A 14,030-nucleotide genomic window follows, 5' to 3' on the forward strand; every position below is an offset into this window, starting at 1 on the left:
TTCGGACCTTCGCTCCGATTCCATCTCTAATATGTGGTCTCGACGCGAACCGGTTTCCGCGTCGCTTTAAAATTCCTGTTGGAGGCTGCTGTGACCACTGAACAGAACAATGCGGAGCCTTTGGATCAGGGTCTATCCGTCCTGGTGACGCTTTTGCAATTTCAGGGCGTCGGTGTTGCCGCGGGTCAGTTGCGGCATCGGTTTGGCGGGGCATCGGTCGGGGTTTCCGACATGCTGCGCTGCGCCCGAGAATTCGGTCTCAAGGCGCGGGCGATCAAATCGAGCTGGTCGAGGCTCGCGGCGATTACGCTGCCGGGCATCGCCGTGCTTCGCGACGGAGGCTTTCTCTTGCTCGGCAAGGTCGGCGACGAAGAAGCAATTGTTCAATCGCCGCATTCGCCCCGCCCAACCTTGATGTCGCGGGCCGAACTCGAGGCGGCGTGGGATGGCCGACTGGTTCTGATGACACGGCGGGCCGGGCTCGTCGAGCTGTCGCGCCGTTTCGACATCAGCTGGTTCCTCGGTGCGATCCACAAATACCGCCGCGTGCTCGGGAGTGTCCTCGTCGCCTCCTTCTTTTTGCAGCTGTTCGGACTCGTGTCGCCGCTGTTCTTCCAGGTCGTCATCGACAAGGTGCTGGCCCATCGTAGCCTCGGCACGCTCGATGTTCTGATGGTCGGCCTCGTCGGTATCGCGGTGTTTGAGACGATACTGGGCGGCGCGCGGACCTATCTCTTCGCACACACCACCAACCGCATCGACGTGGAACTCGGGGCGCGATTATTCCGCCATCTGCTGGCGTTGCCGACTGCGTATTTTCAGGCCCGGCGTGTCGGCGATTCGGTCGCGCGCGTGCGCGAGCTGGAAAACATCCGCCAGTTTCTGACGAGCTCCGCGCTGACTCTCATCATCGATCTTTTTTTCACCTTCGTGTTTCTCGGGGTGATGTTTCTCTATTCGCCGTTGCTCACCTTCATCGTTGTCGCATCGTTTCCGTTCTACATCGCCATCTCTGCGACCGCGACGCCCTTGTTCCGGCGTCGCCTCAATGAGAAATTCGAGCGGGGTGCCGAAAATCAGGCCTTTCTGGTTGAGCGGGTTGCGGGCATTGAAACCCTCAAGGCGATGGCGGTCGAGCCGCAAATGCAGCGCAAATGGGAGGAGCAGCTTGCCGCCTACGTCAGCGCGAGTTTCCGCGTGCTCAGCCTCGGCAACACCGCGAGCCAGCTGGTCCAGCTGATCAGCAAGATCGTCACCGCCGCGGTGCTCTATTTTGGGGCGCGGCTGGTCATCGATGGAAGCCTGACGATCGGGGAGCTCGTCGCCTTCAATATTCTGGCCGGGCGGGTCAGCGCGCCTGTGTTGCGCCTCGCCCAGCTCTGGCAGGATTTCCATCAGGCCCGGCTGTCGGTGACGCGGCTCGGTGATATTTTGAACGCCGTCCCGGAGCCAACCTTCAATCCGGGCCAGACGGCCTTGCCGGCCATCCGGGGCGATATCGCATTCGAGCATGTCACCTTCCGCTACCGGATCGATGGCCCGGAAACCCTGCACGACCTCAGCTTCAACGCGCCGGCCGGACAGGTCATCGGGATCGTCGGTCCCTCGGGTTCAGGCAAGAGCACGCTGGCCAAGCTGATCCAGCGGCTCTACGTTCCGGAGAGCGGGCGTGTTCTCGTCGACGGCGTCGATCTCGCCATGGTCGACCCGGCCTGGCTGCGCCGTCAGATCGGCGTCGTGCTTCAGGAAAATGTGTTGTTCAATTGCTCGGTGCGCGACAACATCGCGCTTGCCGATCCGGCGATGCCGATCGAGCGGGTGATCGCCGCGGCGAAGCTCGCCGGCGCCCATGATTTCGTGCTGGAGCTTCCCAAAGCCTATGACACGATCGTCGGCGAACGTGGCGGCAGCCTCTCGGGCGGCCAGCGCCAGCGCCTTGCCATCGCCCGCGCGCTGGTGATGAACCCGCGCATTCTGATTTTCGACGAAGCGACCAGCGCGCTCGATTATGAGAGCGAGCGCGTGATCCAGGACAACATGGCGCAAATCGTCCGCGGCCGCACCGTGTTCATCGTCGCTCACCGGCTCTCCACCGTGCGGCGGGCCGACCGGATCATTACCATCGACCACGGCCGACTGACCGAGGACGGCGGCCATGACGAGCTGATCAGGACCAACGGGCGCTACGCGTCACTCCACCGTCTACAGGCAGGTCTCCATGAAGTACGCTGAGAACATCCTCCCTTTTTCATCGGCCAAATCGCGCCGGCGCGATGAGCTCGCCTTCCTTCCGGCCGCCCTCGAGATCGTCGAGACGCCGGCACCGCCGCTCGTCGGCTTGATGAGCGGAACGATCATCGCGCTGTTCTGCCTAGCGCTCGCCTGGGCGTGCTTGGCGCGCATCGACATCATCGCCTCGGCGCAAGGCAAGATCGTATCGAACGGTCGGACAAAAATTATTCAGCCCTTTGAGACCGGGGTGGTTCGCGAAATCCGCGTCCACGATGGACAATATGTCAAGGCTGGCGATGTTCTGATCGAACTCGATCCGACCATCAACCAGGCGGATGGCCGGCATCTTCATGGCGATCTCCTCGCCGCTGAACTCGATCTCGCGCGGCTCACCGCGGCGCTTGGCGAGGGGCCGGATCCCGCGGCGGCGTTTCAACCTCCGGAAGGTGCCAGCGAGACCCAAATCTCGACGCAGCGGCAATTTCTCATGCATGAGCTCGATGAGCATCGCGCCAAGCTTGCCGCCCTCGATCGACAAAAGACCCAAAAAGAAGCCGAACTCGTGACCGTCGCATCGTCGGTGAAAAAGCTCGAGACTGTCCTTCCTGTCCTCCGCGACCGGGTCGAGATCCGGCAGATTCTGTTCTCGCGTCAGATCGGCTCGAAAGCCAATTATCTCGAACTCTATCAAAGCCTGGTGGAAACCGAGCAGGAGCTGGCTGTAGAGAAAAACAAGATCCAGGAATCAGAAGCGGCCGTCGCGGCGATTGCCCAGGCGCGCGCGCAGGCCGACGCCGAATACCGCCGCACCCTTTTCGGCGAGTTGGCCGAGGCGCAGCGCAAGGCCGCCGGGCTGCGCGAGGATCTGATCAAGGCGGAGCAAAAAACCAAGCTCCAGGTTCTGACGGCACCGGTTGACGGCGCGGTGCAACAGCTTGCGGTGCATACGATCGGGGGCGTTGTCACGCCGGGGCAGGCGCTGCTGGCAGTGGCACCGGAAGATAACCATATCGAAATCGAAGCAATGGTTACGAACCGCGATATCGGTTTTGTTCACGCCGGCCAGGACGCCGAGATCAAGATCGATACTTTCAACTTCACCAAATATGGCCTCATTCACGGCCGCGTCCTGAGCGTATCGCAAGACGCCATCTCACGCAGCAAACCACAGGACAAAGCCGACGGCCAGAATGTCGGGAATGAAAACGAAACCAGCGAACCAAAGGGCCAAGAGCTCGTCTATGCCGCCCGGATTGCGCTTGACCGCACCCAGATGCAGGTCGACGAAAACCTTGTCAATCTCTCGCCCGGAATGGCGACCACCGTGGAAATCAAGACCGGCACGCGTCGGATCATAGACTACCTGCTGTCGCCGTTGCTCAAATACAAGCAGGAGAGCCTACGCGAAAGATGATCGTGGACGCCGGCTTTCGCACAGCCATCGCCGAGGCTGGCAAATTAGGGCGGGAACTTGTGGAACTCGCAACCACGGATCCTCGTCGGTTCGGGCGGGAGAAACTTGGCGGCCAATGCCACGCCTTGGCCCTTCGCACGGACCAGCCCTTCGGTTGATCCACCGCGCCGCGCGCAGCGGGTCAGCCGCGCTCAACTGGCTTAAAAAGGGGATTTGGCTCGTCGCCAAAAGCGCCGATCGATCTCAGGCGGCGCAGGAAAGCTTCACGGCAAAGCCGGTGGCGAGCACGCGCTTGAGTTTCATCCCGGTCTCGTCGATCCGGATCACGTCGTCGTTTTGATAATCCACCCGGATGATGGCGTCGGCATCGATGTCTTCAGCCTTGCGGATGAGTTCGCGCAGAACGAGTTCGCGCCAATTCTCTTGCAAAGGGGAGCCGTGCGCCGGGTGCCAGGTGGAGGCAGCCTCGATCTTGCCGATCGTGTAGAGAACGCGTCCTCCTTCGATGGCGCCGGTCGAGCTGATACGCATAAGCTTAGTCTCCGTAATCACTTACCATCAATGAGCAGATCATCTCTAATGAGCAGAGGTTTCTCTTGCCTTAATGCGTGAGCAAAGCGGCCATTTCGAGACGTATAATCGCAGTTTGGAGCGCTTCAAGCTGTGCCGTCCCGCACGGGAGGCGCGCTAATGCCGAAAATGCCGGACCCCGGTGAATACCATGGCCAAGCCGGCGGTGTCGGCGGCTTCGATGACTTCCCCATCCCGCATCGATCCGCCGGGCTGAATAATCGCGGTAGCGCCGGCCTCGGCGGCCGCGAGCAGGCCGTCGGCGAAGGGGAAAAAGGCATCGGAAGCAACAACCGAACCTTTGGCTAGACTGTCTTGTAGACCCAAGGCCTTGGCGGCTTCGGCCGCTTTCAGCGCCGCAATTCTTGAGGAATCGACCCGGCTCATTTGGCCGGCGCCAATGCCGACGGTCGCGCCCTCCTTGGCGTAGACGATGGCATTGGATTTCACATGCTTGGCAACGCGAAAGGCAAATTTGAGATCGCGGAGTTCCGCCGCGTTCGGAGCCCGTTTGGTCACCACACGCAAATCCATGTCATCGACATTTGCATTGTCGCGGGTCTGAACCAGAAGGCCGCCGGCAACCGGGCGAAAGTTCAGCCCCGCCGCGCGGGGATCCGGAAGACCGCCCGTGATCAGCAGACGCAAGTTCTTCTTGGTCGCAATAAGTTCGATGGCTTCGTCATCTGCATCCGGGGCTATGATGACTTCCGTAAAAATCTTGACGATCTCCGCGGCCGCAGCCGCGTCGAGCTTGCGATTTATTGCAACAATGCCGCCAAACGCCGAGACCGGATCGCAGCGCAGGGCGCGCTCATAGGCGAGCGCGACATTGTTTGCCTCGGCGACGCCGCAGGGGTTTGCATGTTTGATGATTGCAACGGCTGCCGTTTGCGTCGGATCGAATTCGCTGATGAGTTCGAACGCGGCATCGGTATCGTTAACGTTATTATACGAAAGTTCCTTGCCCTGAAGCTGACGGGCGGTGGCGACGCCGGGGCGCCGGTCGGCCGTCGCATAAAAGGCTGCCGCCTGATGTGGATTCTCGCCATACCGTAGGCTCAAAGCGAGCCTGCCGCCGAACGCGCGATAAGTCGGCGTCTCGACGTTGATGGCATTGGCCAGCCAATTTGAGATCGTGGCATCATAGGTTGCCGTCCGCGCAAAGGCCTTTTGCGCAAGCCATTGACGCAGAGCCCTTGTGGTCGAGCCGCGATGCTTCGCCAACTCGTCGACGATTTTGGCATAATCGTCGACGTCCACCACGACGGCGACATCGTCATAATTTTTGGCAGCGGCACGAATCATCGCCGGTCCGCCGATGTCGATGTTTTCGATGCATTCAGCAAACGCGGCGCCTTTGCCGATCGTCGCTTCGAACGGATAAAGATTGACGACCAGGAGATCGATCGGCGCGATGCCATGCGCCAGCATCGCCGCCTCATGTTCCGGATTTTCCCGGATCGCCAGAAGTCCACCGTGAACCTTTGGGTGAAGGGTTTTGACCCGTCCGTCGAGGAGTTCAGGAAACCCGGTCAGATCGGAGATGTCGCGAACCGGCAGGCCGGCCTCGGCAAGCTGTTTCCGCGTTCCACCGGTCGAAATCAGCTCGACGTCCGACGCAATGAGGCTGCGTGCGAAATCCAGGAGCCCGGTCTTGTCGGAAACGGAGATTAGCGCGCGCGTGACGCGGCGAAGGTCGCTCGGCATGGGATCGGCTTGCGGCTTTTGAGAAGCGGATGATGGCGTTTGAACAGGCTGTTAACACGCGCCGCCGGTAACGCCTATCGTCGAAACGACGGATCCTCAAATTCCTGGGTGGGCAGGCGGCATCGTAGCGCCCCGAAACAAGCGTAAGCTAAGGTTCTGTGAGGCAGCGACAAATTGTCCGGGGCAGGGGTGGCACATACTGCTGTGCCAACCGGCAAACCGACGCGCTGGCGACGCGTGCCGGGAAGGCTTAAATGACAGGCATTGGAGGAAGCCATGTCGAATTCAATCGTCATCACTGTGCCGCATCGCCTCGGTGCCGAAGAAGCGAAAAAGCGGATTGCCGAACGAATAGAAGTGCTACGGCGCGATTACATCGACAAATTGGCTTATAGCGAAGCCAAGTGGAATGGCGACAAGGCCGATTTGCGGGTCGTGGCCTTCGGACAGACGGCGACCGGGAAACTCGACGTCATGAACGATTCCCTACGCATTGAGGTCCAGCTTCCTTGGATTCTCGCCAGTCTCGCCGGAAAAATACAGGGAATCCTGAAATCCAACGCAGAGGATTCGCTGCGGATTGGCCACACGCCCAAATCCTGAGGCGCCCGGTGTCTCACACGCCTAATGGACGCCAATCATCACGTCGGACGCTTTAATCACGACGTAGACTTCCCTTCCTTTGGCCAGGGCAAGCTCTTGGATGGCTTCGTTCGTGATCGAAGATATGACGGTTTCGCCCCCCTTAAGCTCGACTTCCACATGGGCTGTGGTGGCGCCCTTATGGATTTCCTTGACCGTTCCTTTGAGAACATTGCGAGCGGAAATTTTCATCGGTAGCTGCCTTTTAAAAACTCGCTTCCGGCGAGGTCGTGGGTGAGAGCCCGGATTGATAGTGCGCATCGCTATCGGCGCCCTTCCGGCGGCAACGTGCTTTTATTTTAAAAGGAACTCTGCCGCAATTGACGCAACGCGGCGGATGCCTTGGAGCGAGCAAATCTTTCGTCTGGAGGAAGCCCGGCGGGGGAAAGAGTTCATTGCAATTGCTTGCAAATAGAGCCACGGCTGGCACGCATATTCATCCTTAATTGCAGCTTTGAATCGAGCTTTATTATAGGCTCTCAATCCGCCCGTAGGTTTGACGCTTGTTGGATCGCGTAAGTCGATGCCGGCGGCCTCAAGTTTACGTCAATTGCGGGTGTTAGATTTGGAATTTTGAGTCACGTTCCGCTTGACCGCGAGGAAGATTTGATTTTATAAGGTCGTAGCGGGGAAACTGGATAGGATCTAGGCTTAACCTAGATGGTTCGATGCGAACCGCGTGCATACGACTTTAAAGAGCCCGCGGCGAGAAAATATCCAGCTACACAGATGTCTGGCCAAGCCGGCTACTTGTGACGAGGAGCCTTCGGCGCAAGGGTTGTCCTGATTACCTCCAGGTAAAGGATGCGTGGGTTTTGCAAGGCGTGTAGTAAATTATCAATGGAGGAACTGATGGGTGCAATTCTTGACTTGGTGGGTTACTTGCAGACGCCTCTCGGCGCCATTTTAGGCATCGCGGGTGTGGCAGCGCTGTTCTTCTTCGGACGGTGGGTTCTCACGGATTGAGAACCGCGAAGTCTCTTGCGAGTCCGGCGCCTGGACTTTGAGCTAGGCTCGCCGGTCGCAAGCGCGTGATGGCCATCGTGTATCAACCGGGATGCCCGATGAGCCCCTGACCCACACAGGCGTCAAGCCAAAATGACATGACTGAAACGGCGGGCAATGAAGATCTGCGGTTCATGTCGTACTTCTAAGTTTGCATTTGGGCATCAGGTTGAAGCGCATGCGTCCATCGCGTCGCGGATTGCTTCTTCCTGCATCGCTCGACTATCTCGTCGGCGCGTCAATGGCTCGCGCCGCGGTGCCGACGATTTTTTATCCGCTAACAATAATAATTCAGGCGCTTTGGAATGACTTGAGGCGCAAAAAAGAATGTCGGGAGGAAGCCTTTGGCCCAGGAGCCGTCGACCAGGATCGGAGCTAAACAAATCCAGACAGTTGGCGCCTTGCGAACCCTGTCGCAACCGCATCCGTATCGTGGACGCATGCCGCAAACCATAGGCCTTTCGCTGAATGATAATCATATAATCGGCGACGACGATCATGCCAGTCTCGGCCGAATGGAAAATCGTGTCGCCGGGGATCATGTTCCCACTGGCCGCTTGCAACCTACGTTTCCTGTCAACATAGCGATCGCCGATAAGAACCCGATGGTTCTCGCTGCGCTCGAATCGCTTCTCACCCGTGACCGGCGCTTCAATCTCTTGTTCATGGCAAGCGACGGAGAGCATTTTCTCAATTCCCTGGCCCGCCTGCCGGTGAGCCTCGGCGTGATCGGCTGGGAACTACCGCCGATCCATGCCCGCGAAATCTTGCAGGCGCTTGCCAAGCGACCGACGGCGCCGAAGATCGTCGTTTATAGCGGCACAAAGGATCCCGCGGCCCCGGCTGAGACGCTGCGGCTCGGCGGAGCCGGCTTCGTGAGCAAGCTGTCGCCGCCCGAACGTCTGCTGGAGGTATTTGCCGCCGTTGCTTCGGGCGACATGGTGTTTCCCTTTGTGGACATTCACAAGGTGCGGCCGGATCCGCTGACCGGCCTGACGCATCGGGAACGTGACCTTCTCGCGGCTCTGGAAACGGGGCAGAGCAACGCGCAATTGGCGCGCGAATTCGGGGTGTCGATCAATACGATCAAATTTCATTTGCGTAATTTGTTCGGCAAGCTGGATGTCCGCAACCGGACCCAGGCCATTTGCCTTTATCTCGAGACAAAGCGGTAAGCGATCCCCGCTTCGGAGGGTCCCCGGGGTTCGGATGCGCAAGCGTCCCGGCTTGCCAACAACGGCGAACCTGCTAATCAAAAGCCTTGCGGGCGGGGGATGTCCGAGCCGCGATAAAGCGCATTGCCATTCTGTCGGCAAGGGCGTTTTGGTCTCGCCCCCGGTGATCCAACAGGTCCCGGTAGCTCAGCAGGATAGAGCAACGGTTTCCTAAACCGTAGGTCAGGGGTTCGAATCCCTTCCGGGACGCCACTTTTGCGATCATCGTGATGTCGTAGTTAGCCGGATGCGGACAGGCGTGCCAATTCCGCGGCCAGGGCTTCAAAATCGCCGGTCAAAACCAGGGTCTTCAATCGGCTGGACGCGCCGGCTTCGAGGCGGATTGCGCTGGCCGGGAGGCGAAGCCTCTTCGCCAAGAGGCGGATCAGCGCCTGGTTGGCCTCACCTTCGTGGGGGAGCGCCCGGACCCGGACCTTCAAAACCGTCCGGCCATCGGCGAGCCGCTCGAGGCCGCCGATTTCGTCACGGGCGCTTTTGGGCGTCAAGCGGATCGAAAGAACCAGCGAAGTGCCTTGCGCGCTCCAGGGGACATCGGCCAAATCAGGCTAGAATACGTTGGGATAGATATATTGTTCGATGATGCGCTCGAGCAAAAAGATCAGCAGCAGCAAGATGACCGGAGAAATATCGATGCCGCCGAAATTCGGAATCGCCTCGCGAATCGGGCGGAGCAGCGGCTCCGTCAGCGCGGTTACGAGGTTCCAGATCGAGCGGACGACGTCATTATACTTGTTCACCACGTTAAAGGCGACCAGCCAGGATAGGATCGCTGCGGCGATGATGACGTAGGTATAAAGCTGGAGAATGACCAAAACCACGTCGAGAATAGCGCGCATCGGAACTCCGAAACATTTGCTTAGGGTAAGCTCGTTTACGCGGCTAGAGCCGCACTGGCAAGTCGAGCTTTTATCCGGGGGGAACCGTCCGCCAACGACCTTGCATGCGCCGCGCCGCTCGCGTAAACAGCGTTTTCGGGGGCTGTAGCTCAGATGGGAGAGCGCTGCAATCGCACTGCAGAGGTCAGGGGTTCGATTCCCCTCAGCTCCACCAAACAATCCTGAAAAGATGGAATTTTAAGGCGCGCCCTAATTTCCCCGCCGATTCCCTGCTGGATGGCTGCTCGAAGCCAACAAGCCGACTTGTAAAGACTTGTAAAGGCAGGGTGGGGCCTTGTCACCGTTTGTAAGGATACGTGACTCCAAACAGGGGAAGCGCGTTGCGCGTCTCGGCTTCGTGATGATCGCCGTCTCGGCGTTCACGCTCCCCGCGCAGGCCACTTCCCCGCGCTTTGACGAGACCGTCCCTTTGCCGCCGCCGCGCCCCCAGGAACGCCAGCATCCTCCCTCAAGCGAACCCATGCCAACGGAGCCGGCCAAGCCGGAGCCCCACATCGATCAAGCCTGCATGGACCGGCTCACCGGCGCTGGAATCGAATTCGAGGCAGCCCCGCTTCCTCAGAGTACGCCACAAGCATGCTCAATCGAAACGCCGGTGCGGCTCAAGGCCATCGCGATGGCGCCGCGGCTTTCAACGATGATCCGCTTGCCCGATGAGCCAACGCTCTCCTGCCAATTCGGGGAACGGTTCGGCCATTGGCTCCGCGACCTTGTCGCGACACTCATTGCCGGCGAGCTGGCGGTTGAACTCAAGTCGGTTCGCACAGGTCCCGGCTATGAATGCCGTAACCGCAATCACGCCGAGGCCGGCAAGATCAGTGCCCACGCATCGGGTCTCGCCATCGATGTCGTCAGCTTCGTGCTGGCGGATGGTCGAACCTTGGCAATTAAGCCGGATGCGGATGACCATCTGCGCGGGACGGTCGATACCATCCGGGTGGCTGCCTGTGGATGGTTCACGACGGTCCTTGGGCCGGGATCCGATTCAGCCCACAGCGATCATCTGCACGTGGATATACAGCAGCACGGATCGAGCGACCGCTACCGCATCTGCCAATGAATCATTTGGATCGGTCCGGCATGGCTGCCAACGCGTGCGGGAGATTAAGTGTTGGCCTGAGGCTCACCGTTCGAACCCGACAGCATCCCATTTCGCGCGGAATTTCTGCAGCCATTTCTGCTGCGCGGCCGTGAGGTCATCATCAAGGTGATGCTCCTCGGCCGGACCGAGATTCAGGCCCTGCTCCTTCATCCACGCTTGATATTCCGCTGTCAAAGCCTCGAACTCAGCCTGGAGTTCCTCCTTCGTCTTGTACTTCTGCATCTCTCCTCCCTTTCGCGAAGCGCTTGGCGTCTCATGATCCCGCGAGCGTCTGGTCGTGTAGCGTGATGCTGAAAAGATAATATAGCTGCCGGTGGGATAGGTTCAAGGCAAAGTCCATGCTTCCCCGGTAATTCAGCTTGAAAGAACGAAGTTATACCACGAACGCAAGCGGCGCGCTTTAAGCGTCCGGGCGCCGCCGACGATCGGGACGGGTCGTTGATCTTAGCAAGCAAGGGGAGGGGCCCTCTCTCGCGGCCACGCCCTCAGATTTCCTCGTCGAGCCACTTCAAATGCCAATATGGCCGCGCACGGCAGTTTTCTCAGATGACCGTCTGTCGGGCAATTGCTGGCGCCACTACGCGCTCTGTCCATCAATCATTTGCGTCAATAGGATGCGATCATTTCATCGGAGACTTCGACCACGCCTTTGACGGACTCGGCGAGAGCGAGGAGCGCTTTGTGCTCTTCGGGCGATCCCACCAGTCCCCAAAGATGGACAACCCCATCGGAGACGACAACATTGCGCTCGCCAAAATCGGTCCAGGATTGCTCCGCCAATCGGGCCAGGATCGCCGATCGGATCCCCCGATCGGTCAAATGGTCTTGTTCAGGTCTGGGGTGCACCGATGCGAGTGCCTGGACGAGATTGGAACGGCTTACTATTCCGATCAGCTTGCCATCCTTGAGAATAGGAACGCGCTTGATCCGATGCTTCTCCAGCAGAGTCGCAATTTCCGAGATGGGCGTGTCCTCATTGGCCGAGATGATATTTTCGGACATGAGTTCCGCAACCCGCCGGCCGTGCGATTTCGCGTAATCCAATGCAAGCACACTGGGCGGCGTGACCGCCTCAAGCCACCACGCCCTGTGCTTCTCCGTCCCGATCTTTTCGCGATGAAGCAAATCGGATTCGCTGAGGATCCCGATGACCCGCAGATTGGCGTCGACCACCGGAAGCGCGCTGATATCATGATCCACTAGCAGCTGGACCGCTTTCGATACCGGGTCATCCGGACCCACCGTTACAACGTCGCTAACCATTACATCGCGCGCGTTCATGCCTAGTCCCTTTTGCGGTCGGTGACCCTGCGAATGCAACTCCGCTCAAGCCCGATGGAATCATCAAACGAGCGAACGAGCGACCGTTGCCGCCAAGTATAGCCGGGCCACTGTGACGCGAATATTTCATGCCGGACCGCACCCAAACGAGAGCAACGGCGGACCCCTCCAGCCAACTTTGGGACTTCCCTTGATCACGCCAACCCGGAGACCTCGGCCGAGGCAAAGACCAAGTCGTTTGCCGGTCATGTCATTTGCGCGTCATTGGACAAGTTTAGGCAAACAGGACCCAGCAGAGAAGTCCAATGACATCCATCCCTTCCACCGATTTGGCGTCCCCGTCGAGCGAAGTCGCTCGGCCAAAACTCGACCGCCCCATGGGAGTTAGGACGATCCTGATTTTCCTCGCCATCATGGCGCTTGGGCTCTTTTTCACGGCCTATAGCATTTATAGGGATCTGAGCGCCGCCGGTACGCCCGTGACCAGCTATCTGCCTTTCCTCCTGCTCGGCGTGGCGCTGCTCATTGCGCTTGGCTTCGAATTCGTCAACGGATTCCACGACACCGCCAACGCCGTAGCGACCGTCATCTATACCCACTCGCTGGCCCCCCCGATTGCTGTTGTCTGGTCGGGTTGTTTCAATTTTCTTGGCGTGTTGGTGTCGACCGGCGCCGTCGCCTTCGGCATCGTCTCGCTGTTGCCGGTCGAACTGATCATGCAGGTTGGCTCCGAGGCCGGGTTCGCTATGGTCTTCGCGATGCTGATCGCGGCCATCATCTGGAACCTCGGCACATGGTGGCTCGGCCTTCCGGCGTCGAGTTCGCATACTTTGATCGGGTCGATCATCGGCGTCGGCGTTGCCAATGCGCTCATGCGCGGGCGTGACGGAACCTCGGGGGTCGACTGGAACAAGGCAACCGAAATCGGCTATGCGCTGTTGCTTTCGCCGGCCGTTGGTTTCTTTTGCGCCGCCGGCCTCCTCCTAATTATGAAGTTCCTGATTAGGAAGCCGCAACTCTACGCCGAGCCTAAAGTCACCGGCGCGCCCCCGCTGTGGATTCGCGGACTGCTTATTTTTACTTCCGCCGGGGTCTCTTTCGCGCATGGCTCGAACGACGGACAGAAAGGCATGGGGCTCATCATGCTCATTCTGATCGGCACGGTTCCCACAGCCTATGCCTTGAACCGCGCGCTGCCCGAGAATCAAGTGGAGTCGTTCGTGCAAGCCTCGCTCGCGGCCTCGAAGGTCGTCGAGGCCAAGGCAGCGGGCTATGCTGTCCTTGGCGATCCGCGTCCCGCCGTAACCAGCTACGTGACCTCGCATCAGATCAACGAAGGTACCTATCCCTCGCTCGCGGTGCTGATCAGCGACATTGCGAAACAGGTCCAATCTTACAAATCACTCGCCAAGATTCCGGCGGCTATCGTTGGCAATACGCGCAACGATATGTATCTCACCTCCGAGGCGATCCGTTACCTGCAGAAGGACAAGGAAAACGATCTGACGAAGGCGGATGGTGCGATACTTGCCGCCTATAAGAAGGGTCTCGACAGCGCCACGAAATTCATTCCCGACTGGGTAAAGATTTCAGTTGCCCTCGCCCTCGGGCTCGGAACGATGATTGGATGGAAGCGGATCGTCGTTACCGTCGGCGAAAAGATCGGCAAGCAGCATATGACTTATGGCCAGGGCGCTGCAGCCGAAATTGTCGCAATGGGGACGATCGGCGCCGCCGACAGTTTTGGCCTCCCCGTTTCGACGACGCATGTGCTTTCCTCGGGCGTCGCAGGCACGATGGCGGCGAATGGATCCGGCGTTCAAATGTCGACCGTGCGCAGTCTTGCGCTGGCATGGGTCCTGACTCTCCCTTGCGCGATCGGCCTCTCGGCGTTTCTCTTTTTTGCGTTCAGCCATCTTTTTTAGGCAGCTGCGCTTGCTCCG

14 protein-coding genes and 2 tRNA genes are annotated in these 14,030 nt (G+C 59.2%); 9 read left to right on the forward strand and 7 right to left on the reverse strand.

Annotated elements, in window-relative coordinates; genetic code table 11:
* The first annotated feature begins 33 nt into the window (after positions 1 to 33).
* Both CU048_15100 and CU048_15105 read left to right on the forward strand, forming a co-directional pair.
* On the forward strand, positions 34 to 2,232 hold the full coding sequence (locus CU048_15100; GenBank protein ID QBR72388.1) for a type I secretion system permease/ATPase: 2,199 nt from the start codon (positions 34 to 36) through the stop codon (positions 2,230 to 2,232).
* Positions 2,219 to 3,646: an HlyD family type I secretion periplasmic adaptor subunit gene (locus CU048_15105; GenBank protein ID QBR72389.1), complete on the forward strand. Its 1,428-nt coding sequence runs from the start codon at positions 2,219 to 2,221 to the stop codon at positions 3,644 to 3,646. Before CU048_15100 ends, CU048_15105 begins: the two co-directional genes overlap by 14 nt.
* 243 nt (positions 3,647 to 3,889) lie before the next feature.
* On the opposite strand, the gene CU048_15110 is transcribed toward CU048_15105, so the two are convergent.
* Both CU048_15110 and purH read right to left on the reverse strand, forming a co-directional pair.
* Entirely contained in the window at positions 3,890 to 4,177 is a 288-nt protein-coding gene (locus tag CU048_15110; GenBank protein ID QBR72390.1) for a hypothetical protein, read from the reverse strand.
* Between the two features lie 156 nt (positions 4,178 to 4,333).
* The gene (purH, locus tag CU048_15115) at positions 4,334 to 5,926 is read right to left on the reverse strand and encodes a bifunctional phosphoribosylaminoimidazolecarboxamide formyltransferase/inosine monophosphate cyclohydrolase (GenBank protein ID QBR72391.1); all 1,593 of its coding nucleotides are present in this window, start codon (positions 5,924 to 5,926) and stop codon (positions 4,334 to 4,336) included.
* Positions 5,927 to 6,202: 276 nt separating this feature from the next.
* On the opposite strand from purH, the gene CU048_15120 reads away from it, so the two are divergent.
* On the forward strand, positions 6,203 to 6,529 hold the full coding sequence (locus CU048_15120; GenBank protein ID QBR72392.1) for a hypothetical protein: 327 nt from the start codon (positions 6,203 to 6,205) through the stop codon (positions 6,527 to 6,529).
* Positions 6,530 to 6,550: 21 nt separating this feature from the next.
* Here the strand turns inward: CU048_15120 and CU048_15125 are convergent, their stop codons facing one another.
* Positions 6,551 to 6,760, reverse strand: a complete 210-nt coding sequence (locus CU048_15125) for a transporter (GenBank protein ID QBR72393.1) — start codon at positions 6,758 to 6,760, stop codon at positions 6,551 to 6,553.
* A gap of 991 nt (positions 6,761 to 7,751) precedes the next feature.
* Between CU048_15125 and CU048_15130 the strand changes: the two genes are divergently transcribed.
* The 3 genes from CU048_15130 (at position 7,752) to CU048_15140 (ending at position 9,000) form a co-directional block, all read left to right on the forward strand.
* Positions 7,752 to 7,952, forward strand: coding sequence for a hypothetical protein (locus CU048_15130; protein QBR72394.1), 201 nt, complete (start codon positions 7,752 to 7,754; stop codon positions 7,950 to 7,952).
* A 61-nt stretch (positions 7,953 to 8,013) separates the two neighbouring features.
* Entirely contained in the window at positions 8,014 to 8,748 is a 735-nt protein-coding gene (locus CU048_15135) for a DNA-binding response regulator (GenBank protein QBR72395.1), read from the forward strand.
* A gap of 175 nt (positions 8,749 to 8,923) precedes the next feature.
* Positions 8,924 to 9,000, forward strand: a tRNA-Arg gene (locus CU048_15140).
* Positions 9,001 to 9,026: 26 nt separating this feature from the next.
* On the opposite strand, the gene CU048_15145 is transcribed toward CU048_15140, so the two are convergent.
* Positions 9,027 to 9,347 (reverse strand): hypothetical protein, encoded by a 321-nt coding sequence (locus tag CU048_15145; protein QBR72396.1) that lies wholly within the window; start codon positions 9,345 to 9,347, stop codon positions 9,027 to 9,029.
* Positions 9,348 to 9,353: 6 nt separating this feature from the next.
* On the reverse strand, positions 9,354 to 9,644 hold the full coding sequence (locus tag CU048_15150) for a hypothetical protein (protein QBR72397.1): 291 nt from the start codon (positions 9,642 to 9,644) through the stop codon (positions 9,354 to 9,356).
* 138 nt (positions 9,645 to 9,782) lie between these two features.
* Here CU048_15150 and CU048_15155 point away from each other — a divergent pair.
* Positions 9,783 to 9,858 (forward strand) — tRNA-Ala (locus CU048_15155).
* Positions 9,859 to 10,044: 186 nt separating this feature from the next.
* The gene (locus CU048_15160; GenBank protein ID QBR72398.1) at positions 10,045 to 10,764 is read left to right on the forward strand and encodes an extensin family protein; all 720 of its coding nucleotides are present in this window, start codon (positions 10,045 to 10,047) and stop codon (positions 10,762 to 10,764) included.
* 63 nt (positions 10,765 to 10,827) lie between these two features.
* Here the strand turns inward: CU048_15160 and CU048_15165 are convergent, their stop codons facing one another.
* Both CU048_15165 and CU048_15170 read right to left on the reverse strand, forming a co-directional pair.
* Complete coding sequence (locus tag CU048_15165; GenBank protein ID QBR72399.1) at positions 10,828 to 11,028, reverse strand: hypothetical protein; 201 nt, start codon at positions 11,026 to 11,028, stop codon at positions 10,828 to 10,830.
* Positions 11,029 to 11,412: 384 nt separating this feature from the next.
* Positions 11,413 to 12,087: a histidine kinase gene (locus CU048_15170; protein ID QBR72400.1), complete on the reverse strand. Its 675-nt coding sequence runs from the start codon at positions 12,085 to 12,087 to the stop codon at positions 11,413 to 11,415.
* A 305-nt stretch (positions 12,088 to 12,392) separates the two neighbouring features.
* On the opposite strand from CU048_15170, the gene CU048_15175 reads away from it, so the two are divergent.
* A complete protein-coding gene (locus tag CU048_15175) occupies positions 12,393 to 14,012 on the forward strand; it encodes an anion permease (protein ID QBR72401.1) in 1,620 nt (539 codons plus the stop codon).
* Positions 14,013 to 14,030: the final 18 nt, after the last annotated feature.

This window comes from Beijerinckiaceae bacterium, from assembly GCA_004564215.1.
GTDB lineage: Bacteria > Pseudomonadota > Alphaproteobacteria > Rhizobiales > Beijerinckiaceae > Methylocapsa.